The organism is Kitasatospora sp. NPDC093806 (assembly GCF_040683335.1).
Taxonomy (GTDB): domain Bacteria; phylum Actinomycetota; class Actinomycetes; order Streptomycetales; family Streptomycetaceae; genus Kitasatospora.
In genome coordinates this window covers 39,103-59,562 of record NZ_JBFBDO010000045.1, presented here as the reverse complement: position 1 = coordinate 59,562, position 20,460 = coordinate 39,103, and the positions used below count along the sequence as shown (strand labels likewise).

The 20,460-nt window shown below is 71.6% G+C and carries 22 protein-coding genes and 3 pseudogenes; 10 read left to right on the top strand and 15 right to left on the bottom strand.

Features of this window, described 5'->3' with window-relative positions:
* A pseudogene (locus tag AB0N76_RS21640) lies at nt 1–326 on the top strand (aminotransferase); the annotation flags it as partial.
* 68 nt (nt 327–394) lie between these two features.
* Here AB0N76_RS21640 and AB0N76_RS21635 read toward each other — a convergent pair.
* Entirely contained in the window at nt 395–1,447 is a 1,053-nt protein-coding gene (locus AB0N76_RS21635) for a DUF2690 domain-containing protein (protein WP_363559204.1), read from the bottom strand.
* Nucleotides 1,448–1,676: 229 nt separating this feature from the next.
* Between AB0N76_RS21635 and AB0N76_RS21630 the strand changes: the two genes are divergently transcribed.
* Complete coding sequence (locus AB0N76_RS21630) at nt 1,677–2,363, top strand: CHAP domain-containing protein (protein ID WP_363559202.1); 687 nt, start codon at nt 1,677–1,679, stop codon at nt 2,361–2,363.
* Here the strand turns inward: AB0N76_RS21630 and AB0N76_RS21625 are convergent.
* Complete coding sequence (locus AB0N76_RS21625) at nt 2,339–3,328, bottom strand: EamA family transporter (protein ID WP_363559200.1); 990 nt, start codon at nt 3,326–3,328, stop codon at nt 2,339–2,341. The genes AB0N76_RS21630 and AB0N76_RS21625 overlap by 25 nt on opposite strands.
* Nucleotides 3,329–3,375: 47 nt before the next feature.
* Between AB0N76_RS21625 and AB0N76_RS21620 the strand changes: the two genes are divergently transcribed.
* Both AB0N76_RS21620 and AB0N76_RS21615 read left to right on the top strand, forming a co-directional pair.
* Nucleotides 3,376–3,999 (top strand): MarR family transcriptional regulator, encoded by a 624-nt coding sequence (locus AB0N76_RS21620; protein ID WP_363559198.1) that lies wholly within the window; start codon nt 3,376–3,378, stop codon nt 3,997–3,999.
* Between the two features lie 32 nt (nt 4,000–4,031).
* Complete coding sequence (locus AB0N76_RS21615) at nt 4,032–4,667, top strand: AAA family ATPase (protein WP_363559196.1); 636 nt, start codon at nt 4,032–4,034, stop codon at nt 4,665–4,667.
* Nucleotides 4,668–4,763: 96 nt separating this feature from the next.
* On the opposite strand, the gene AB0N76_RS21610 is transcribed toward AB0N76_RS21615, so the two are convergent.
* From AB0N76_RS21610 to AB0N76_RS21580, 7 genes and pseudogenes are all read right to left on the bottom strand, one after another.
* Entirely contained in the window at nt 4,764–5,183 is a 420-nt protein-coding gene (locus tag AB0N76_RS21610; RefSeq protein WP_363559194.1) for an SRPBCC family protein, read from the bottom strand.
* A gap of 45 nt (nt 5,184–5,228) precedes the next feature.
* Nucleotides 5,229–6,239 carry an aldo/keto reductase gene (locus AB0N76_RS21605; protein ID WP_363559192.1) on the bottom strand — a complete coding sequence of 337 codons (1,011 nt, stop codon included), beginning with the start codon at nt 6,237–6,239 and terminating at the stop codon, nt 5,229–5,231.
* A gap of 398 nt (nt 6,240–6,637) precedes the next feature.
* The gene (locus AB0N76_RS21600; RefSeq protein WP_363559190.1) at nt 6,638–6,889 is read right to left on the bottom strand and encodes an SDR family oxidoreductase; all 252 of its coding nucleotides are present in this window, start codon (nt 6,887–6,889) and stop codon (nt 6,638–6,640) included.
* A gap of 989 nt (nt 6,890–7,878) precedes the next feature.
* Nucleotides 7,879–8,742, bottom strand: a complete 864-nt coding sequence (locus AB0N76_RS21595) for a leishmanolysin-related zinc metalloendopeptidase (protein ID WP_363559188.1) — start codon at nt 8,740–8,742, stop codon at nt 7,879–7,881.
* A gap of 371 nt (nt 8,743–9,113) precedes the next feature.
* Nucleotides 9,114–11,222 (bottom strand): annotated as a pseudogene (locus AB0N76_RS21590) (alkyl sulfatase dimerization domain-containing protein); the annotation flags it as partial.
* A 36-nt stretch (nt 11,223–11,258) separates the two neighbouring features.
* Entirely contained in the window at nt 11,259–11,927 is a 669-nt protein-coding gene (locus tag AB0N76_RS21585) for a DUF1062 domain-containing protein (protein ID WP_363559186.1), read from the bottom strand.
* Between the two features lie 325 nt (nt 11,928–12,252).
* A complete protein-coding gene (locus tag AB0N76_RS21580; protein ID WP_363559184.1) occupies nt 12,253–13,227 on the bottom strand; it encodes a helix-turn-helix domain-containing protein in 975 nt (324 codons plus the stop codon).
* 253 nt (nt 13,228–13,480) lie between these two features.
* Between AB0N76_RS21580 and AB0N76_RS21575 the strand changes: the two genes are divergently transcribed.
* Both AB0N76_RS21575 and AB0N76_RS21570 read left to right on the top strand, forming a co-directional pair.
* Nucleotides 13,481–13,864, top strand: coding sequence for a hypothetical protein (locus tag AB0N76_RS21575; protein WP_363559182.1), 384 nt, complete (start codon nt 13,481–13,483; stop codon nt 13,862–13,864).
* Nucleotides 13,865–14,031: 167 nt separating this feature from the next.
* Nucleotides 14,032–14,496, top strand: coding sequence for a hypothetical protein (locus AB0N76_RS21570; protein WP_363559180.1), 465 nt, complete (start codon nt 14,032–14,034; stop codon nt 14,494–14,496).
* Here the strand turns inward: AB0N76_RS21570 and AB0N76_RS21565 are convergent.
* The 5 genes and pseudogenes from AB0N76_RS21565 to AB0N76_RS21545 all read right to left on the bottom strand — a co-directional run bounded on the left by AB0N76_RS21565 (nt 14,462) and on the right by AB0N76_RS21545 (nt 17,933).
* Nucleotides 14,462–14,923 carry a hypothetical protein gene (locus AB0N76_RS21565; protein WP_363559178.1) on the bottom strand — a complete coding sequence of 154 codons (462 nt, stop codon included), beginning with the start codon at nt 14,921–14,923 and terminating at the stop codon, nt 14,462–14,464. The genes AB0N76_RS21570 and AB0N76_RS21565 overlap by 35 nt on opposite strands.
* A 4-nt stretch (nt 14,924–14,927) precedes the next feature.
* Nucleotides 14,928–15,053: a hypothetical protein gene (locus tag AB0N76_RS21560; protein ID WP_363559176.1), complete on the bottom strand. Its 126-nt coding sequence runs from the start codon at nt 15,051–15,053 to the stop codon at nt 14,928–14,930.
* 112 nt (nt 15,054–15,165) lie between these two features.
* Nucleotides 15,166–16,197 (bottom strand): annotated as a pseudogene (locus AB0N76_RS21555) (hypothetical protein).
* A 601-nt stretch (nt 16,198–16,798) separates the two neighbouring features.
* Nucleotides 16,799–17,281: a hypothetical protein gene (locus AB0N76_RS21550; RefSeq protein WP_363559174.1), complete on the bottom strand. Its 483-nt coding sequence runs from the start codon at nt 17,279–17,281 to the stop codon at nt 16,799–16,801.
* 76 nt (nt 17,282–17,357) lie between these two features.
* Nucleotides 17,358–17,933, bottom strand: coding sequence for a GNAT family N-acetyltransferase (locus AB0N76_RS21545; protein ID WP_363559172.1), 576 nt, complete (start codon nt 17,931–17,933; stop codon nt 17,358–17,360).
* Between the two features lie 87 nt (nt 17,934–18,020).
* Between AB0N76_RS21545 and AB0N76_RS21540 the strand changes: the two genes are divergently transcribed.
* A complete protein-coding gene (locus AB0N76_RS21540; protein WP_363559170.1) occupies nt 18,021–18,227 on the top strand; it encodes a DUF397 domain-containing protein in 207 nt (68 codons plus the stop codon).
* A gap of 43 nt (nt 18,228–18,270) precedes the next feature.
* Here AB0N76_RS21540 and AB0N76_RS21535 read toward each other — a convergent pair whose 3' ends face one another.
* The gene (locus tag AB0N76_RS21535; RefSeq protein ID WP_363559168.1) at nt 18,271–18,591 is read right to left on the bottom strand and encodes a hypothetical protein; all 321 of its coding nucleotides are present in this window, start codon (nt 18,589–18,591) and stop codon (nt 18,271–18,273) included.
* 188 nt (nt 18,592–18,779) lie between these two features.
* On the opposite strand from AB0N76_RS21535, the gene AB0N76_RS21530 reads away from it, so the two are divergent.
* The 3 genes from AB0N76_RS21530 to AB0N76_RS21520 all read left to right on the top strand — a co-directional run bounded on the left by AB0N76_RS21530 (nt 18,780) and on the right by AB0N76_RS21520 (nt 20,384).
* Nucleotides 18,780–19,631, top strand: a complete 852-nt coding sequence (locus tag AB0N76_RS21530) for a helix-turn-helix transcriptional regulator (protein WP_363559166.1) — start codon at nt 18,780–18,782, stop codon at nt 19,629–19,631.
* Between the two features lie 13 nt (nt 19,632–19,644).
* Nucleotides 19,645–19,842, top strand: a complete 198-nt coding sequence (locus AB0N76_RS21525) for a DUF397 domain-containing protein (protein ID WP_363559164.1) — start codon at nt 19,645–19,647, stop codon at nt 19,840–19,842.
* An 83-nt stretch (nt 19,843–19,925) separates the two neighbouring features.
* Nucleotides 19,926–20,384 (top strand): carboxymuconolactone decarboxylase family protein, encoded by a 459-nt coding sequence (locus AB0N76_RS21520; RefSeq protein ID WP_363559162.1) that lies wholly within the window; start codon nt 19,926–19,928, stop codon nt 20,382–20,384.
* The last annotated feature ends 76 nt before the right edge of the window (nt 20,385–20,460 follow it).

The following is a 20,460-nucleotide window of genomic DNA, read 5'->3' as shown; positions in this document are numbered from 1 at the left end:
CGGCCAGCTCGGCCAGCCGCTCGCGCAGCCGGGCGGCCAGCGCCGGCGTCCGGCTGCTCGACCGCGGCCCGGCGCCCGCCGCGCTGGTGACCCTGGCGGTGGCGGGCTGGCAGGCCGAGCCGTTCAAGGCGGCGCTGGACGCGCGCGGCGTGAACTCGGCGCTGAGCTTCCGCGAGTTCGCCCAGTTCGACTTCGGCGACAAGGAGGTGGACTGGTGCCTGCGGCTGTCGCCGCACTACTACAACACCGAGGAGGAGGTCGACCAGGTGGCGGACGTCGTCGGCCGCCTGGTCCGCCTCGGCCCGGGCGCGGGCGCCGCCCGGTAGACCGGCAGACCGGTCGATGACGAGCGCGCCGCCCCGCCCGACGACGGGGCGGCCGCCGCCCGCCACTGTCAGGACGATGAGGCGCTCGCACTCGGGCTCGCCGTCGGGGTCCCGGTGGCGCAGACGGTGCCCCGGGCGTCGACGATCGCGCAGGCCCGGGCGTCGGTCGGGCCGGTGGACCGGACCATCTGGGTGTGCGCGGTGCGTCCGCTCTGCTGGCGGTACTCCTCCTGGTCGGGCGGGGTGCCCTCGGCGCCGAACACCTGGACGCGGTCGCCCGGGGAGCTCCCGGACATCCGCGCCCAGGCCGCCTGACAGCCGGGGCTGTACCGCAGTTCGACGTGGACGCCGAAGTCCCGGCCCTCGGCGGTGGTGACGGCGTCGTTCTGGCACACGGTGCCATTGGGCTCGGTGTGGACGCAGGCGGCGGCCCGGCAGGACGCGGTGGCCGTGGCCGTCGCACCCGTCGCCGGGCCCGCCCCGGGCTGGACGGGCGCGGCGGCGGGCGGGAGCGGGCGGGCCTCGTCCGCCCCGCCGGCGGACGCCGCCGGGACGAGCAGGTGGTGGACCAGCAGTCCACCCGCGACCACCCCGGCCAGCGTCGCCGCCGCCCCCGCCGCCCAGGCGACCCAGTGCCGGCTCCGGCCCGCCGACCCGGCCGCCGCCACTCCGACCGTCGCCGGCCCGATCCCGTCCTCCGCCGTCTCTGCCGCAGCCGCGACCGAGGCGTCCGAGGTACCCGAAGCGTCCGAGGTACCCGAAGCGTCCGACCCGAGCTCCGGAGCCGACCCGCTCGGCGCTTCGACGGAGGTCGCTCCCGTCCGCAGCTCCTCGTCCACCCGCGTGCGCAGGGCGAGCGCCCGGTCGAGGTCTTCCTCCGGCAGCCGGTAGCAGGACCAGAGCGCGCGGACCGCCGCCTCCGGCGCCGGGTGCCGGCCGTCCGGGCTCTCGTAGCGGGAGACCGTGGTCTGGGCGATGCCGAGCCGCCGGGCCACCGTCTTCTGCGGCAGTTCGCCCGCCCGGGCCCGCCACTCGCGCAGCGTCCGCGCCAGCTCCACCCGCGCCGACGGCCCCGCCCCGACACCCTCCGCCACCGGTCCGGTGACTCCCCTGTCCGGCATCAGTCCGCTCCCCTCTCCTTCGGCCCGTGCATATCCGCAGCTCAGAGCGCGTGCATACCCGACCGCATACGAATGAGTAACCAGCTGACCGCGCAGCGTAGGAGTCGGCGGCCCGGCCGTGCAACGCTGATGACCAGCCGGTGAAGCCACCCGGCGAATCCCAACCCCACCCCCACCCGGGCATTCGCATGCCGCCCGGGGCCCGGGAATGCACTCGAAGGAGTCACCGATGCACCAGACCCGCCCCCTCACGCCCACCACCCTCGCCACCCTCAAGCAGCGCACGGGCCGCACCCTCGCCCTCGCCGTCCTGGCGGCGGCCGCGCTCACCGCCACCGGCGCGGCGGAAGCGCTCGCCCTCCCGGCTACCCCCGCCGCCACCTCCACCTCCACCGCCGCCGACGGCGCGACCGCCGCGGACGCCGACACCCTGCGCGAGGGCGCGGCGGCGCCGGCGGCGGCCACCCTGCGGGACCGGATCGTGGCGGCGGCGCGCGGCCAGATCGGAGTCACCCAAGGCAGCTCGGCCTGCCAGAAGTACCTCCCCGGAAAGGGCCAGACCTGCCGCAACACCTCCTGGTGCGCGGCGTTCGCCGAGTGGACCTGGCGCCACGCCGGGGTGAAGAACGTCCCGACCACCCTGCTCGGACGCGGAGTCGGCAAGTGGGGCCAGGAGCACCACCTCTTCCACACCGGCTCGCCCAAGCCCGGCGACCTCGTCGTCTACGGCCCCCCGGCCTACGAGCGCGGCGGCCACGTGGGCGTGGTGGTCTCGGTGAACCGTGACGGCACCCTGGACACCGTCGAGGGCAACGTCAGCGACAAGGTGACCCACCGCCACATCGACCCGCGCACCGCCAAGGGCGGCGTCAAGAACTGGAAGATCTCCGGCTACGTGACCCCGCCCGGCGCCTGACCCCCGTCCCCCGACCCCGGCCCGGTGCCGCCCCTCCGCCCCACGGAGGACGCGGCCCCGGGCCGGGGCCGTCCCACGCCTCCGCCCGCCTCCGGTCCCACACGCGCCCCCGAACCCGTACGCGAACGCGGGCGGCCGAGGGCGACACCGGCGAGGACCAGGGCGAGACCCGCGAACTGGAGCGGACCGAGGCGCTCGCCCGCCAGGACCGTGCCGAGCAGGACGCCGGTCAGCGGATTGAGGAGCCCGAGCAGGCCGACCGTCCCGGCGGGCAGGTGCCGCAGACCGGCGAACCAGGCGGCGAAGGCCAGCGCGGTCGCGACCACCCCGACGTAGCCGAAGGCGAGCAGTTCCCGGCCGGTGGGGGCGACGGGCGTGCCCTCGAACGCGGCCGCCAGCGGGAGCAGCACCAGTCCGCCCGCGACCAGCTGCCAGGCAGTGGTGGCGAGCACGTCGGCGCCGTCCCGCCAGCGGCCGGCGAGCACGTAGCCGAGCGAGGAGACCAGCATCGCCGCGGCCGAGGCGGCCAGTCCGGGCAGGCTGACCGGTTCGGCCCTGGTCAGCAGCATCAGGCCGACCCCGCCGAGGCCGACCAGCGCGCCGAGCAGGTGGGCGCGGGCGGGGCGGGCGGCCGTCAGGGCCCAGGCGAGCAGCAGCATCGCCAGCGGCGAGGCCGCCATCACGGTGGCGGCGACGCTGGTGGCCAGCGACTGGGAGGCGACGTAGAGCAGGACGAAGAAGCCCGCCGTGTTGAGCAGCCCGAGCACGGCCGAGCGCCACCACCAGGCCCCGCGCGGACGCCGGGGTCGCAGCGCGAGCAGGAGCAGGCCGGCCGGCAGCGCGCGCAGGGCGGCGCCCCAGAGCGGGCGGTCCGGCGGGAGGAACTCCCGGGTGACGTAGTAGTTGGCCCCCCAGGCCACCGGCGCTACGGCGGTCAGCAGCACCCACCGAAAACTGGCTTCCATGGAAGACAATATAACTTCCCAGGAAGCCATCGAGCTAGGATGAACGGATGGAGCAGAGCCGCCACCCCCGGCCCGGAACGGCCCCGACGCCCAACCCGGCGCCGGCGCCGGCACCGGCACCGGCACCCGACCACGTCGCCCTCATCCAGGCCGCATGGCGCCGCGAGCGCCCCGACCTCGACGTGTCCCCGCAGGCGGTGATCGGCCGGCTGCACCGGCTGGCGGACCGGCTCACCGAGGAGCTCTGCCTGGTCTACGGGCGCTACGGGCTGGGCGAGGGCGAGTTCGACGTGCTGGCCGCGCTGCGCCGGGCCGGCGCCCCGTTCGAACGGGCGCCCGGCGAACTGGCCGCGCACACCATGGTCACCACCGGGGCGATGAGCAAGCGGATCGACCGGCTGGAGCGGGCCGGACTGGTCACCCGCCGACGCAGCGAGGCGGACGGGCGCGGCCGGGTCGTCGCCCTCACCGACGCGGGTCACCGGCTGATCGACGAGGCGTTCACCGCCCACATGCGCAACGAGCACCGGCTGCTCGGCCTGCTCGACCACGCGGAGGCGGCCGCTCTGGAGACGCTCCTGACGACGTGGCAGCGGCGCCTCGACCACGTGGCGCCGGGCACCGAAGGCGCAGGCGACCCGGACGGCGATCCGGCGGCGAAAACCGGATGATCCGGCCGGATCCCGCACGATAGCGTCGCCGGATGACGAAACGGACCTGGGACCTCGTTCTGCTCGGCGGCGCGTCAGGGGTCGGCAAGAGCCTGGCCGCCGCCCGGATCGCGGCCGGGACCGGCGCCTTCGTGGTGGAGTTCGACGACGTGGTCGGCGCCGTCCAGGAACTCACCACCGCCGAGCAGCACCCCGCGCTGCACCTCTTCGACGACGACGCCGACCCGGACACCCCAACCCGGGATGCGGCGGACGCGCTGCCGCCCGAGCTCGTGCTGGAGCGGCAGATCGCCACCGCCGAGGCGCTGGAGCCCGCCGTGCTCGGCGTGGTGCGCAACCGGCTGACCGTCCCCGTGCCCGCCCTGGTGGAGGGTGACTACCTCACCCCCGCCGTCTGCGCCCGCGCCGTGGCGCTGGGGCGGGAGGCCGGCCGCGACGTCCGGGTGCTCTTCCTGCACGAGGGGGACGCCGACCGGATCACCGCCAACTACGCAGCGCGCGAACCCGAGAGCGGCGTGCAGACGGCCCGGGCCGAGGTCAGCGCGCGCTACTCGCACTGGCTCGCCACCGAGGCCCGTCGGCACGCGCTCCCGGTGGTCGACTGCCGGCCGTGGTCCACCCTCCCGGACCGCCTCGACCGGGCGCTCGACGGTCGGACCGCCGGGTAGCCGCCGCTGCTGCACCCGACGTCTCCCCCGGGCCGCCGCCAAGCCGGAAGCCCGGGTACGCGGTAGGCGTACCCGGGCTTCCGGGAGGAACGGACCTCAGGCCGCGAGGGTCGCGTGGAGCGCGTCGAGGCCGTCGGCGTAGATGCCGCGGAAGAGGTCGATGGCCTCGTCCTCGGTGGCACCGTCGGGGTTGAAGCGGCCGGACCACTGGACCTCGGCGGCGTCGTCGCGGCCGGGGACGGCGTGGACGCGGATGGTGGAGACGTAGCCGTTGACGGGGAACGGGGCCTGGAGGATGGCGTAGCTGTACTGCCGCTCGGTCTCGTTGAAGGCGACGAGGCGTTCGATGATGACCTCGCCCTCGGGGTTGCGCAGTCGGCGGACGCGGCCGCCTTCGAGGGCGGTGCTTTCCGGGATGTAGGGCAGCCAGTCGGGGAGGGAGTCGAAGCCGCCGATGAGGTTCCACACCTCGTCGGGGGTCCCGGGGACGATGCGGCTGACGGAGGTGGAGGCCATGATCGGATTTCCTGTCGGATCGGGTCGTGTCTGGTCGGGGGGTGTTCAGGCGTCGTGCGGCAGGGGGGCGGCGGGGCTGACGAGGCCGGCGGCGCGCAGGTCGTGCCAGAACGCGGTGGGGACGGTCTCGGTGAGCGCGGCCTGGTCCTCGGTGATGCGGCTGGGCTTGGTGGCGCCGGCGACGACGGCGGTGGTGACCGGGTGGGCGAGGGAGAACTGCAGGGCTGCGGCCTTGATGCTCACGCCGTGCTGCGTGGTCAGGTCCTTGAGGCGGGTGACGCGCTCGATGATGTGCGCGGGGGCTTCCTGGTACTCGAAGTGGGTGCCGCCGGCGAGGATGCCGGAGCTGTAGGGGCCGCCGACGACCATGCCGAGGCCCTGTTCCTGGGCCATGGGGAGGAGGCGCTGGAGGGCGTGGTCGTGGTCGAGGAGGGTGTAGCGGCCGGCGAGGAGGAAGCCGTCCGGGCGGGGTTCGTCGAGGGCGAGGGTGAGTTCGATCGGCTCGGTCTTGTTGACGCCCAGGCCCCAGGCCTTGATGACGCCCTCGTCGCGCAGGCGGGACAGGACGCGGAAGGCGCCGGTGCGGGCTTCCTCGAACTTGGCCAGCCACTGGTCGCCGTGGAAGTCCTGGGCGATGTCGTGGACCCAGACGATGTCGAGGCGGTCGGTGCGCAGGCGCTTGAGGCTGTCCTCGATGGAGCGTTCGGTGGCGTCGGCGGTCCAGTCGTGGACGACCTTGTTGGGGTTGCCGTGTTCGAACAGGCCGCCCTTCTCGCCGAAGTCGGGGATGTCCGTCTCGTGCTCGTCGAGGATGACGCGGCCGACCTTGGTGGAGAGCACGTATTCGTCGCGGGGCTTGGTGGAGAGGACTTCGCCGAGGCGCTCCTCGGCGAGGCCGGCGCCGTAGAAGGGGGCGGTGTCGTAGTAGCGGACGCCCTGCTGCCAGGCGGCCTCGACGGTGGCGGTGGCCTCGGCGTCGGGGATCGCGCGGAACATGTTGCCGAGCGGGGCGGTGCCGAAGCCGAGCTTGCCGGGGAGGAGTTCCTTGAGGGACATGGTGGTGCCTTTTCGATCTTTGGTGCCAGGGGGGGTGACGGCAGCCCCGGTACGGGGGTGGCGGGTTGCCCGATGAGGATCGGCGGCACCGCGGCGGTGTCGCATCAGGGGGCGCGGCCTTGCCCGCAGGGCCGGAGGCGAGGCGTTCCATTAAGTGCAGAAGCGCCTTACATGTGAAGACAATAGTTGCATGCGCGGGGTAATGCAAATGTTCGGCCCGCCCCGGGTGGTCGGCTCCGGCCGCTCCTCGTCCTGTCGGTCGCACTGCCGTCGCGTTCGACTTCCGGATCGAAGCGAGGGTAGGGCCCGGCCCGGGCTGCCGCTCGCACGCTCGGCCCTCGCGCCGCGCCCTGCGTGCCGGGAGGCCACTGCCCCCGGTGAGCAGCCGGGCATCCGGCTCAGGGGATGATCGTGGGCAGCAGGCCGCCGTCGACGCCGAGGGCGCGGCCGGTGGTGGCGGAGGAGTGTTCGGAGGCCACATACGTGATCATGTTGGCGACCTCGTGGGGGCGGATCAGGCGCCGGAGCAGGGAGGCGGCGGCGCGGTTCTCGGCCAGGTAGCGGCGTTCCTGCTCGGCGGAGTCGAGGGCACCGAGGCGCGGGCGTACCTGGCCGGGGTACCGCCTTCGCGGGGCGGGCAGAGACTGCAACCACCTCGGCCCTGCCAAGCGCCGCTCCGGCTACGCGGCCGCAGACCGCCTCCTGAGCGGACCCGTCGCCCGGGCGGTCGGCGCCGCCGGGCGGCACGGCGGCGTACTCCATGGCCTCGACACATGCCCGATGTCGCGGCCGGGCACCTGGACTCTCGGCCGGCACCGCTGGCGGAGCACCCAGAGGCTGAGCCACTCCCTGGCCGGCGAGTGGTGCTCCATCCACTGCTTCCAGGACGCGACCACCAAGGAACCACTGCGCTGGCGCCGTGGACAGGTTCTCCCGCGACGGCCGGGTCGTCGCGGCCGCCTGCTCCGCCGGAAGGCTACTCGTCTGCTTGGGCTGCGGGCGGCCCGCCTGGGGCTGACCGACTTCTACGGCCGCGTGCGCCGCAGGATGCGGCTGACGGACGCGCCGACCGCTGGCGCCGATGGCGGGGTGCCGCCGTTCTGGCCCCTCACCTCACCATCGCCGCACGACCTGGAGCACCCGAACCTGCCCTGCGGGAGGGACAGGGCGGCCCAGCCGCCGGCGAGAGCGGTGAGCGCGGGATCCGCGGCGACCACGTAGGCCACCTTCTTCCAAGTATCCAGTGGCTGTGACGGCGACTCACACTGGAGACCGGAGGCCGTCCGGGAGTGGTGGCGCGAGCGAGGGCAGGTCATGCGGTACCTGTCCGACCGGCGAGGCACTTGGGAAGAAGTCCGATGCCGCGGCAGGTCAGGGCGTGGCCGCCGCCGTCCGCGACTTCGAGTCGTACATCGCCGGAGACCTGGCGTCCGATCTGCGGATCCATCTCTACTGGTAGGAGGAGCGACAGTCCCCAGCACCCCGATTACCGGCTGCCCGCGCTGTAGCCGGGCGCGCCTGCGCCGCCGACCCCGATCGGCAGTGGCCCGAGGAGGAGTCGGCGGCTGGAGTCTCGCCGAACGGTGTACCGCTCGACCGCTCGGCGGGGTGCGGTGTCGTCCGCCGTGGCGGGGGTCGTTCAGGCGGCCAGGACGCGTTCGGCGGGCATCACCTCGGGGGCGTTGTGGATCACGACGCCGCGGTCGATCGGAGCGGTGCGGGCATGCACTCGTCCGCTGACGGCGAGTTCGAAGTGGTTCGGCAGCTCGTACGGGTCGGCGGCGTCCAAGTCGACGATGTAGCCGATGTCTTGGAGGCTGGCCGCGGTCACCCGGCTCAGCGGGTTCTTGGACCGGTTGACGAAGCCGGTCATGAGCTCGTTGTCGAAGACGGTCTCGCGCCAGTGGGCGTCGGCGGTACCCGCACCGCCGGTGTTCTCCACGGGGACGGGGCGGGGGGCGCCGCCGTCCACGAGGGCGGCGAACTCCACTTGGGCCTGCGGGCCGACGAAGACCGGGTTGCTGCTGCCGGGGTGGAGCAGGAGGCGCTTGCGCATCCAGATCTCGCCGCCGATGCCCAGGGCGTGTCCCATCTCGTGGGTGATGACGTCGACGAGGATGCCCTCGGCCTCCATCGCGGCGAGGTCGGCCGTGTCGAAGGACATGGTGGCGGTCACCGGGAGGAGCGCCGTGGGTCCGGAGCCAGGGGGGCGGAGCAGGTCCATGCTGGTCTCGCCCAGGGTGGTGCCGATGCCGTCGATGACCTCGCCCTTGGCGCGGACGAGGAGGTCGTCGACGATCCGGCCGCGCCCGATGTCGACGTTGGGCAGGTCGCCGACGATGACGCGGGCCCAGCGGTCGGCGGCCTTCTTGAAGGCGTTCCGCTGGGTCTCGCTCAGTCCGCCGAGGAACTCGACCTCGATGGTGAAGGGGGAATCGGTGGCGGCGAGCCGTTTCGCGGCCTCGCGGTCGGCGCGCGCGATGTGGGTCTCGTGAGTGTTCATGGGGTCTCACCCCTGTGGGGGAGTGTGCGTCGGGTGCCAGGGGAAGGGAACGGGAAAGCGAACGGGAACGGGCTGGGCGCTGGGCGCACCACATCGGGTCTCGGGGCCGCGCGGGGCGGTCCGGCCCGTCCTTGCTTCGATTGTCTCTCCGTTCTGGCGGTGCGGCACCGCCCTTTTCCCCCCTGTTCGTTGAGTGTCGGAGGCGGTGCGGGCGGTAGCGGCGAGGGGGCGCCGGCCCGGTCGGTGACCGTGCGGAACCGGGTGGGCGCGTGGCGTGTCGCGGGGGCGTTCCGGCGTACGGCCCCGGGTCGGCCCCCTCGCGAAGAGGGAACCGGCCCGGAGTCGTGCACGGGGTCGCCGCCCGCCCGTCAGCCCCGTCGGCGCGGGGTGACGATCGGGAACCTCGGGTTGGGCAGGGTCAGCGTGCCGAAGACGGCGTCGGCCGATTCCTGCGCCTGCTCGCCCTCCAGGGCGATCAGCTTGTCGCCCACCGCCTGGTCGAAGTTCTCCCGGAATCCGGGCGTTTCGGCCAGCTGGTCGAGCGTCGCACGGGTGAGCGTGATGACCGCGTCCGGCCTCTCGACGAGGCGGTCGCCGCCCGCGACGAAGACCAGCACGCCGTTGCGCAGGGTCGTGGTGCACTTCTCGCCGGTGTCCGTGAACACCCAGTCCAGGACGATCGGCACCCGGTACCGGTCGGCGGCCGTCGGCCCGTCCACGTTCCGGGCGAGCGCGGAGAAGTACTGCTCCAGGGTGGTGCTGCGGATCAGGTCGGCCGAGGTCTGACTGAGGATCAGCGGCTGCGGGCCGTGCAGGACCTCCTGGGCACCGGTGAGGTAGGCGTTGCGCCAGGTGCCGTTCTCGCTGCCGTAGCCGAGCTGGGTGAGGACCTTGGCCTGGAGCTCCTTGGCCTGCAGCACCTGCGCGCCGGTGATCGGCCCGTCGGCACCGGTCTCCGCGTCGGCCCCGAAGATCACGTGGTTGAGCAGTTCGGCGGCCCAGCGGAACCCGTCCGGGGTGTCGCTGTCGTACGCCTGCTGCGCGGCGGCGATCACCGCCTCGGCGCCGCCCATCGCCTGCACGTAGGCAGCTCGGCCGGGTTGCCGTCGTACCAGCCCATGTACCGCTGGTAGACCGCCTTGGTGTTGTGGCTCATCGAGCCGTAGTAACCCCGGTTGTACCAGTGGTCGTTGAGGCCGGGCGGCAGCTCCTGGAGCTGTTCGGCGATCTCGATGCCGGTGTGGCCGGTGTTGATCAGCCGCAGGCTCTGGTCGTTGAGGTAGCCGTACATGTCGCGCTGCTTGTTGAGGAACTCCAGGATGTTGGCGTTGCTCTCCTCGGTGCGCCACATCGGCCAGTGGTGGGAGGCGAACAGGACGTCGGTCTCCTTGCCGAAGGTCTGGATCGCCTCGGTCAGGTACTTCGACCACGCGTGCGCGTCCCGCACCTGCGCGCCGCGCAAGCTGAGGATGTTGTGCATGGTGTGGGTGGCGTTCTCCGCGAGGCACAGCGTCCGGGCGGCGGGGAAGTAGATGTTCATCTCGGCCGGCGCCTCGGTGCCCGGCGTGAGCTGGAACACCAGCTGCGCGCCGGCCAGCTTCAGCTGGTAGAGGCCCGGCCGCCAGGGGATGACGTACGAGCTGCTCCACTTGTCCTTCGGGACCGGCTGGTGGGCCCACCCGCCGATGTACTCGGTCGGCGGGACGAGCGTCACCTCACCCGTGGAGATCGTCGCACCCAGGCCCGAACCGACCTGGCCCGTCGGGCCCTTGTCCAGCTGCGCCGCGTACATGTACTGCGCGCGCCGCGCCATCGCCGGGCCCGCGTAGACGTTCTCGCTGATCGCGTGCTCCAGGAAGCCCTCGGGCGCGACGACCGGGACGCCCGGCTCCAGCGGGTCGCCCAGCTCGGCGAAGAGACCGCGGGAGCCGCCGAAGTGGTCGACGTGACAGTGGGTGTAGACGACGGCCTTGACGGGCCGCTGCTCCCTGGTCAGTTCCGTCCTCTCCCGGAACAGCTGCAGCGCGGCCTGCGCGGTCTCGTAGCAGGCCAGCGGGTCGATGACGATCAGGCCTTCGTCGGTCTCGACGATCGTCATGTTGGAGAGGTCGTAGCCGCGCACCTGGTAGATCCGGTAGTCGCGACAGCTGGTCACCTGGAACAGCCCGGCGATGGCCGTGAGCTGGCCCTGGCGGCGGAGACTGCCGTTGACGGTCGGCAGCTCTCCGCTCTCGGGGTCGAGGAAGTCGTAGGCGGCGAAGTCCCAGACGATCCTCTCGGGGTCCTTGCGCGACCGGATGGCGGGGACGTCGGGCGGGGCGATCAGGTACCGCGAGGCGTCGGCGAAGTCCTGACCGGACTTCTCGTCGGCGGTTTGGACGGCCTGCGCGGCCTTCACGTTCGCCGCGGTGACGCCGGGAGAGGGCTCGATGGGCTCGGTGTACTGGGGGGTTTCGGGCATGGCGAAGCCACCTCCGCATAGGTGCTTGGGAGCCGAACTATGGGCGTCGGTCACGCTATGCAACCGCATGGTCACCCACAAGGGGGCTGATCGAGCCAGGGATTGGCCGGATCTCCGGAGATGGGACCGACCCGAAGGGCTGTGCGAGGTCCTCGTGGGTGCGCCGGACGTCGAACTCGAAGTTTCGGTGGGCCTTCGTGCCCAGGGCCGGCGGCAGGTGGATGTGTCCGTCGCCGATCATGCGCCGGATCGCGGAGCGGCTGAGGCCGAGCCCGAGCATGAGCAGCCGCTCGACGCGCACCGACGCGGGCAGCTCGAAGGCGACCAGCACGGTGAGCGGGGTCGGGTCGTCCAGGGCGTGCAGGGGCGTACGCGCCTCCAGCTCCCAGGTGCCGGCCCAGTCGAGGCGGTAGCCGCTCCTCGCGGCGAGCGACGCGTCCATCGTCAACTCGCGGACCACGCTGGGGTCGTTGGTCTCGTACGCCACCAGGCGGGCGGGTTCGATCGACGAGACGTGGGCGCGCTCGTGGACGGGCACCTTGGACGTCCGGTCGCAGTTCGTACAGCTCAGGAGCAGCCATATGTCGAGCAGCTTGCCACTCGCGTTGCCGCGGATCTTGCCCGAGGCGCGGTGCCGCGTGCCGGGGCAGTCCGGGCAGGGGCGCACGACGGTGGGCAGGGCGGACTGACGCACGGCCCAGTGGGCCTTGCGGACGGTATGCATGAAGATGGGTTGCTTTCAGGACTCGGCAGGAGCCCGCGCAGGCCGGACCGGCCTGCGGCTCCTGGCATTCGACGGATGCACACGAGGGCGCGTCTCATCGCCTCGGAGCCGGGAGTCGTCAGGCTCGGAGGTCGATCGCGCGACAGTTGACTGGTGCTACGTGGCAGCCGTTAAAAGTCCATGGGGGCGATGATGATCGACACCACCACCCGACGGCAACTCATTTTCCGCAGTGGTCGGCGAGCTTGTCGATCCTCGTCGCGATGGCGCGGAACGGTCGTGCCTGCGTCTCGCAGCGGCCGGTTGTCCCATGTGTTGCGTCGTCTCACTGGGCTTGGAGGAGGGCCGCGGTCGTGGTGGTGGGGTAGTGGCGGACGCGGTTGCCGTCGCGTCGGCTGGTGATCAGTCCTGTTTCGCGGAGCACGGTGGCGTGTTCGGAGGCGGTGGCGAGGGCGACGTCGGCGCGGTGTGCGAGGTCGCTGGTGGTGAGTCCGGGAGCGGCGGCGATGGTCCGCAGGAGGGCTGCCCGGGTGCCGCCGAGGAGTCTGCCGAGGGCTTCCGCGCTGCGGGTCTGCCGGTCGGGACGGCCTGCGGTGAGTGGGTGGGCGCTTTGGGGGTCGAAGGGCAGCGGGTACGCCACGACGGTCGGGCTGCCGGTGTCGTCGCAGAGGCGCACCCGGGGCAGGGGGCCGCAGAACAGCATCGGGGCCAGCACCAGGCCGTGGCCGGCCAGGTCGATGTCCGCGTCGGCCGGGGATGGCACGGTGAGGACGGGTGGTTGCCAGGCGATGGCGGGATGCACCTGGCGGAGCAGGGCGTCGACCCCGTGGTGGGTCAGGAGAGTGCTCTTGTGGGCGATGTCGGCGTCCAGCGCGGCCTGGATGCGGGGTTCGTGCGGGGTGACGGCGATCCGGTTCCAGGCGGTCAGCGCGTCGGTGACGGCGGTCATGGTGTCGCTGTCGCCGTCCGCGAGGTTGCGCGCCCAGCCAGGCAGGCGGGTGGTGGTGCCGAGGCGGGTGAGGTCGGTGCGGAGCCGGCGTCTGGAGGTGGCGCGGACGGCCTCCACGGCGGCGGCGGTGTCGCCCGGGGCGCCCCGGAGGACCGGGGTGAGGAAGTCCGGGATCCAGCCCTGGGCCGGTACGAGGTCGCGGAGCGGGCGGACGGCGGCCGGTATCCGCCCTCGCAGGCCTTCCCGCCATGGTCCGAAGCGTAAGCGCTGGTCGGTGCGGGAGAGCGCCTGCAGGGCCAGCACCGCCTCGCTCAACGGTGGTGGCGAGTCGTTGAGCGTGACTTTGGACATGTCCTCGAAAGTGAAGTGAAGGCGTAGCACCGCATGACCCCCCGTGTCGTGCCCATGGCGACCCCTGATGCTACCGGCCGGTTTCGGGCCGCGCCGAAACACCGTGCGACCCCGTGTGAGCGCTGTCAGGCTCGGTCCATCGGCCCCGCGCGTCCGGCGAGGGAGCCGAGGCAAAGAGGTCATGAAGTCTCGCAGCGTGTCGTCGGTGCGCTCCCGGAAGCCGGAGCGCCCGAAAACTACGGAGGGAACAAGCATGGGCATCGGCAAGAAGACCAGGATCGGCCTCGCTGCCGTGTTCGGCACGGCCGCCATCCTCGCGCTGGGCGCCAACCCGGCCTTCGCACAGGAAGGCAACTTCACGGTGGGCAGCGGCTCCTGCGTGGCCCTTGAGGAGATCCAGCTCCAGCAGACCAGCACCGGGTGGCACGACTTCATGGAGGCCAACCCGATCCAGGCCTCGGCGACCGACCCCTACTGGTGTCGCTTCATCCTGATCGACAACGGCCAGGAGGTCTGGCGCTCGAACGGCGCCGGCTCCGGCTGGTGGTACGACGGACCGGGACACAACATGCAGGTGTGCGTCGAACGCTGGTACAACGGCACCCGCCAGACCCACTCCTGCGGTCCGCTCAACTGAGTCCGCGCGCCCGGCCGTCGGGGCCCCACCCCCGCCGGCCGGGCGCCGTCCGTGACCTGCCCGACCCCGGGTTCCGGGCGCGTCCGCCCGGGGCCGGGCATCCTTGGGGCGTCGGGCCTGGAACGATCAGTCAGTGTTCCTGGTTCTGCCTGTCCGTCCCCGCCCACGTGCTGTCGATCACCCCGGAACGGTTCGCGGCGGCCGTCGTCGCCGGCGACCGCTTCCTCGCCGCCGACCGGCACAATGTCCCGATGACTCTCTTCACCTGCATGAACTGCCGACATCCGCTCACCGGGGACCTCAGGAGGGCACGACCCTCGCGGGACACCGAGGCGCGGTCCGGTCATCGGACCCCCGCGCCGCGGATGGCCCGGGGTACCTATGCGATTAGCGATGACGGCGGCCTTTTCATCCTCCACCCCGACGACGTACCAGGGACGGCCCCACATCCGGACGCCGGGCGACGCAACGGCTGCTGCGGGCTCGACGGACAGGACGGCCCCAACCTCGTCTGCGCAGCCTGCGGTGCGGAGGTCGCGACCAAGGAGTCGGACTGCTGGACCCGGAACCTGGTGGCCCTGACCGCCACCGCGGTTGTCAGCGGCGCCGAATCCCCGGACCGCCCCTGTTGACCACCGCAGGTTCGTGAATCGGCCAACGAGGCCCGGTCGCCTGGTTGTTCAGCCACGCGAACTGCCGGTCCTCGGTGACGGTGACGCCGTAGTCGTACGGTTCCGGCCGTCCCAGCTCCTCCCACTGCGTCCAGGCGTGCAGGAGCTCGTCGCCGAGCAGGCGCTCACCGCCCTGGTGGAGCACGGCAGTTCCGTCGCCCACGGCGGAGAACGACGCCCACGAGGCGACGCCGTCGTGCACCCAGGCGTTCACGCCGTCCTCGTCCCGGCCGGTGGCGATCAGCGCGTCCGGCAGCGCCACCCGCAGCGCGAACCCGTCCCGGGGCAGCGCGCCGACGGCCTCCCGCAACCACGGCGCCCGCTCGGGCCAGTCGCCCCGCGCTTCCATCGCCTCGTCGAGCACCGCCCGCCGCTTCGCCAGATCCACGCGCTCAGTCCTTCTTGGGCTTCCGGTGCTTGCCGTCGCTGCTGGGATCCGGCTTCGGGACCTGCCCGTCCGCGTTCCCCGGTGGCTCCTTGCCCTTGCCCAACGGCGTGTCCTTCTCCCGCTTGCCCATGGGGCGCTCCCTCCGTGCAGGGGATCGGCGACCCGACCATCCTGGCCGTCCTGGTAAGTCGACGGGAGGGCGCGCGGAGTGCCGGACCAGGCGCGGGGCCGCCGCCCGCGAGCTACTGGATGCTCCAGCGGTGCGGATGGTCGGGATCGGTGGGGCAGGCGAAGACATTGAGTTCGCCGAATCGGCCCACGGTGACGTCGGTGGGGGTGGCGCACCGGTGGGTGGGCAGGTCTCGGTCTTCCCGCGGCTTCCAGCTGCCGCTGCCGCCGTCCCACTCCGAGCTGTCGATGGTCAGCAGAAGGCGCATCGGCGTCCTACAGGTCTGACAGTCCATGGGGTACGGGTCGGTGGCGTGCCAGGAGGCGAAGCCGCCGACGCGCCAGCCGGGCGGGATGGACAGGTCGTACTGGTAGCGGATCGGCTCGGCGGCGTTCACGTCCGTCGACCGCTCGGCTTCCTCCTCCTGGGCCTCGTCTCAGGCGTCGATCCGGGCGCACAGGTCCTCGGGCAGGAGACCGGCGAACGGATAGCTGACCACCTGCTCCGGGTGCAGGACGCAGGGCTCGGGAACGAACCCGTCCGATCCGACGACCAGAGGTTGCGGCTGTGGTGCCAGCACCTCGCCGACCTCCGACGACCGCCGCCAGCGCAGGTGAAGCTCCAGGTCGCACCGGCCCGGGCCGTGGGCATTGAAAGGGCACCAGAACACCTGGAGCAGGTCGCAGTCGCCCGGCCCGGCCGGGAGGTCGGGGAGATCCCGTCGGTACAGCTGAGCGAGGCCGATCATCGGTAGCGGATCCGTCTCCGATGCGCCGGGGATCCGGTGCTCCCGGTGCAGCTCCTCCAGCAGCTCCCGCTCCTCCTCCGTCGGGCCGGTGGCCGGGTTTCGGGCCCACGCGGCGGCCAGCACCTGCCGGTAGCGGTGGATGTCGCCCGGTCGCCGCCCCCGCCCCCGGCCGTGCGCCTCACCGCACGTCGGCCACGGCTCGTCCACCGGCCACAGCATCGGACCACCCACCGAGCTGTCCAATTCCTGCGGGATGCCAGGCCGCGGGTGGAGCCGCGTCGTCGTGCCCCGGAAGGCGGCCAGTTCCGGGAAGAGCACTTCGACATCGATCGGGCGTGAGGGCGTGGTCCTCGTCATGGAAGACGACGTTAGTCAGTGACGGGCGCTGTGCATCGGCCGCCCCGGAAAACGATTGGCCGGCCGCTGCCGTGCTGCGATGATGCCTCCGTTTCCCCAACGGAGGGCATTTGTTCGTTTTCGTGCGGCGCGCCGGGCGCGATCGTCATCGCCCCTGGCACAACACATCGACAACCCCTGGCACTGCCCATGAGAGCCCCAGTACTATATTGAACACGTTCAAATATGGCGGCAGGGGAGTTCTACCAAAATCAGCTGCGGTCTTGGGGCGACCGCTGCCGTCCAGACGTGACGAGTTCAAGACTGGGGGGCGCATGGACGTTGCGGCGCGCTTGGTGATCACTTGGATCGCGACCTGGGTGACACTGGTTGCGCTCTACCTCTTCCCGGTGGTGCTGCCGGCTCGATGGCAGTACTACATCTATTCGCCAGCCAGTGCGGCGTTGTGGATGCTGTCCATGATCGGCGGTCCGGTCGTAGCGTGTGCCGTCAATTGGCGGTGGATCCGCCATGGCGTGTGGAGGGCTGGGGCCGGCGGACGCGGGACCTGATCAAGCGGGTCCGCCACCGTGGGCTCGTCCGTGCGGTCGGGCGGGCACCGTCACGGTGAGGTGGTTCCGACGCTGCTGACCCAGACGGGGAAAGGGGCGATCTCCGGATCGGCCCCGGTCGACTCCGAGGGTTCCTGCGTCTCGTCCGGGTCTGAGAGTGTGATGACGCCCGGGTTGTCGTCGGCCAGGAAGCCCTCGACGACCGGTCCGAGGTCGCGGGTGGGCACGTAGGCACCGCCGAACGGCAGTTCCTCCGGCGGCACCGATCCGGTCGAGCACACCAGCTGGCCGGCCACCTCGTCATGCCACACGTAGAACGTCGCCACGCCGGAAAACCCCATGTCGCGCACCCGGACCCGAAGGGCCGCCGCAGTCCGCTCGAAGGCAGCCGACACCTCGGCAACGGACAGCGACCTCCTGTCCTCGACCTCCGCACTCAGCCACCAGGTATTGGTCTCCCACTCCACCCGCCGGTCGGCCGGTGCCAGCTCCAGGGGTTCGTCCGCCACCTCGGCGATCCATGTCAACAGCACAAGAGCAGTATCCCTGCATAACTGAAGCCCACGAACCGCCACAAGAAGCGAGATCTTTGATGTGCGGCTTCGGCTGCTACTGGTCGCTGTGCTGCTGTAACCAGGTCTCGCGGGTGAGCGCGTACTCCACGTCGCCGTGCTCGGCTCCCTCGATCGGGTCGGGCCACTCCTCGAAGAAGGTCCGGATCAGGGACAAGCCGACCTTCTCCATGACCCGCCTTGAGGCAGTGTTGACCGTCATCGTGGTGGCCACGATCCGGTCCACCGCCAGCTCGGTGAACGCGTGGTGCACCAGCGCCCGCGCGCCTTCGGTGGCGTAGCCCAGGCCCCAGGCGGACGGCAGGATCCGGTATCCCAGCTCCGTTCCGCCGCTCAGGCCGACGCTGGTCGCGGGCCGCAGGGAGAGCCAGCCGAGGAACGCCCCGGAGGACTTCTCCGATGCGGCGAAGCAGCCTCGGCCGCTCGGCAGTTCGTCGTACTCGCGGAGAATGCGGGGGAGTTGTTGCCTCTCGACGACGGCCCTGGGTACCGGCCGGCCGTCGTCGATGTGCCGCATGACATCGGGGTGCCCGTGCAAGGCGGCCAGGGCGTCGACGTCCGCCCCGGTGAAACGGCGGAGCGTCATCCGCTCCGTGTCCAGGTAGGTTTCCACGGCGGCGATTCGAGCAGTAGGACGGGGGTGCGGCAACTGCTTTCTGTCGCTGTTGTATCGCCGAGGGCGTGTGAGAGGGGAACAGTCATGGTCGTCTACCGCTGGCAGAAGTCCAGTTACTGCACTCAGGCTGCCAACTGCGTCTATGTCGCGGCGGCGCCCGATGGTGGCGTCAGGATCCGGGAGAGTGACGAGCCCGACGCCATCCTGACCACCACGCCGGACCGGCTTCGGGTGTTCCTGCTCGGGGTCAAGGAGGGGGCGTTCGACGATCTCGCGATCCGACCGTCCTGACCGCCCGGGAGGGTGGGCGGTAGGAGGGTGCGGAAGTGTGAGTTCAGGCGGCCTGGGGCTGGTCGTCGAGGGTGGCGGTGCCCGGTTGGGCGAGCCAGACGAGTCTGGCGGTGATGCCCGGGCGTCCGGTGAAGTGGCGGACGGCGCGCTCCGGCGAGGCGAGGTTCATGCGGGTGTGCCCGTCGAGGCTGATGAGGTGCGTCGGCCCGTCGTCGTTGGCGAGGCCCCAGGCGACGACCCACCCGTCGGCGTCGTCGCCGTCGACTTGGACGACGGCGAACAGCCGGGGCGCGGTGTCGAGCACGAGCCCGCACAGCTCCTGGTCGAACAGCGAGTGAGGGTTTGGCGAGGATGCGGCGGTCATGGAAGTCTCCTGCCTGAGGGGGAGTTGGACGCGGAGCTGCCACCGGAAAGGGCAGCGTGCGGCCCTGACGCAGGATCAAAAGTAGCCAGTCGGTAGTATGTAGTCCACCGCCTCTAGGAAATCCATGGCGCTGCCACTCCAAAGGGTGAATCGCGCCGGCCGTGGCGAGCGAGGGAAGGGAGCAGCGGATGCCGCCCAGCAAGGTCCCGCCGAGCATCCGGCAGCGGCGACTCGGCGCAGAGCTGCGTCGGTTGCGCGAGCAGGCGGGCCTGTCGGTCACGCGGGCCGGAGAGCTGCACGGTACCCAGCAGTCCCGTATCAGCAACATCGAATCCGGCGGATACCCGGTGAGCGCGGACCGCGTACGAGCCCTCGCACGCCTCTACGGCTGCGCGGACGAGGCTCTGATCGAGGCGCTGACCGGCATGACCGGTGGGCGCACGCGGGGCTGGTGGGAGGAGTACCGCGAGATCCTCCCGGCCGGTGCGCTCGACCTGGCGGAACTCGAACACCACGCACGGTCGATGCGGATCGTCTCCGCCGTGCACATCCCTGGTCTGCTCCAGACGCCCGAGCATGCTCGTGCGCTTTTCCGTGACGTGGTCCCGCCCTTGTCGCCACCCGAGGTGGAGCACCTGGTCTCGCATCGCATCAAGCGGCAAGCCGTGCTCTATCGCGAGCGGCCGATTCCGCTGTCGGCCATCGTGCACGAGGCTGCCTTGCGGATCGGGTTCGGCGGTCCGGACGTGGCCCGTGCTCAGCTGGAGTACCTGTTGACCGCGAGCGAGTTCCCACACATCGACTTGCGGGTGATCCCGTTCGGCACCGGGAGCTACCCCAGCTCAGGTGCCGGGATCGTGTACTTCGTCGCCGACGTCGCACGGTTGGACAGTGTCCAGGTGGATGGGGACAGGTCCGAGTTCATCGACACCGAGCCGCAGCTGATCAAATATCGAGCTGTGATGGATCGGTTGGAGGCGAGCGCGCTCAAGCCCGACGCTTCCCGTGATCTCATCCGCCGTATCGCCCAGAGCATCTGAGACGGGAACAACCATGCTTGTCCACGACTGGCAGAAGTCCTCCTTCAGCGGCGACGCCGCCAACTGCATCTACCTCGCGACGGCCCTCGACGGTGGCATCAGGATCCGGGAGAGCGACGAGCCGGACGCCATCCTCACCACCACGCCGGACCGGCTTCGTGCCCTCATACGCCGCGCCAAGTCCGGGGCGTTCGACGACCTCGCAAAATAAATCTTCCCCGGGCTGTCACAAAACTCCGCCGGGCCGCGTCAGAGATGTGACGGAACAAGATCCGGAACGGAAGAGAGCACCCCATGAGCAACGAAGCGCGGATGGCCAACCCGGCGGTCGTGATCCCCGAGGCGATGCCGGCGATCCTCAGTGTCGCCAAGGCGGCGCGGAAGGGTGGCGTGCCCGAGAGCATCCTGGAGCTGGTGCACCTGCGGGCCAGTCAGATCAACGGCTGCAGCTACTGCGTGATCGGCGGCATAGCGAGCGCCAAGAAGGGCGGCGAGACCGACGAGCGCCTGCACGCCGTCGCCGCCTGGCGAGAGGCGCCGTACTTCTCCGACGCCGAGCGGGCCGCGCTGGAGCTGGCCGAGCACGTGACCCGGCTCGCCGACCGGGCCGTCGTCCCGGACGACGTCTGGAACGCGGCGGCGGCGCACTTCGATGAGAAGCAGCTGGCCTCGCTGGTCCTCTGGATCAGCCTGACCAACTTCTTCAACCGGATCAACGCCACCACCCGCCAGCCGGGTGGCGCCACCTGGTAACGGCTCCGGTGCGCTGAAGCAGGGCCGGGCCCGAACCGCTGACGGTTCGGGCCCGGCCGCAGGCCGTGGGGGCGGG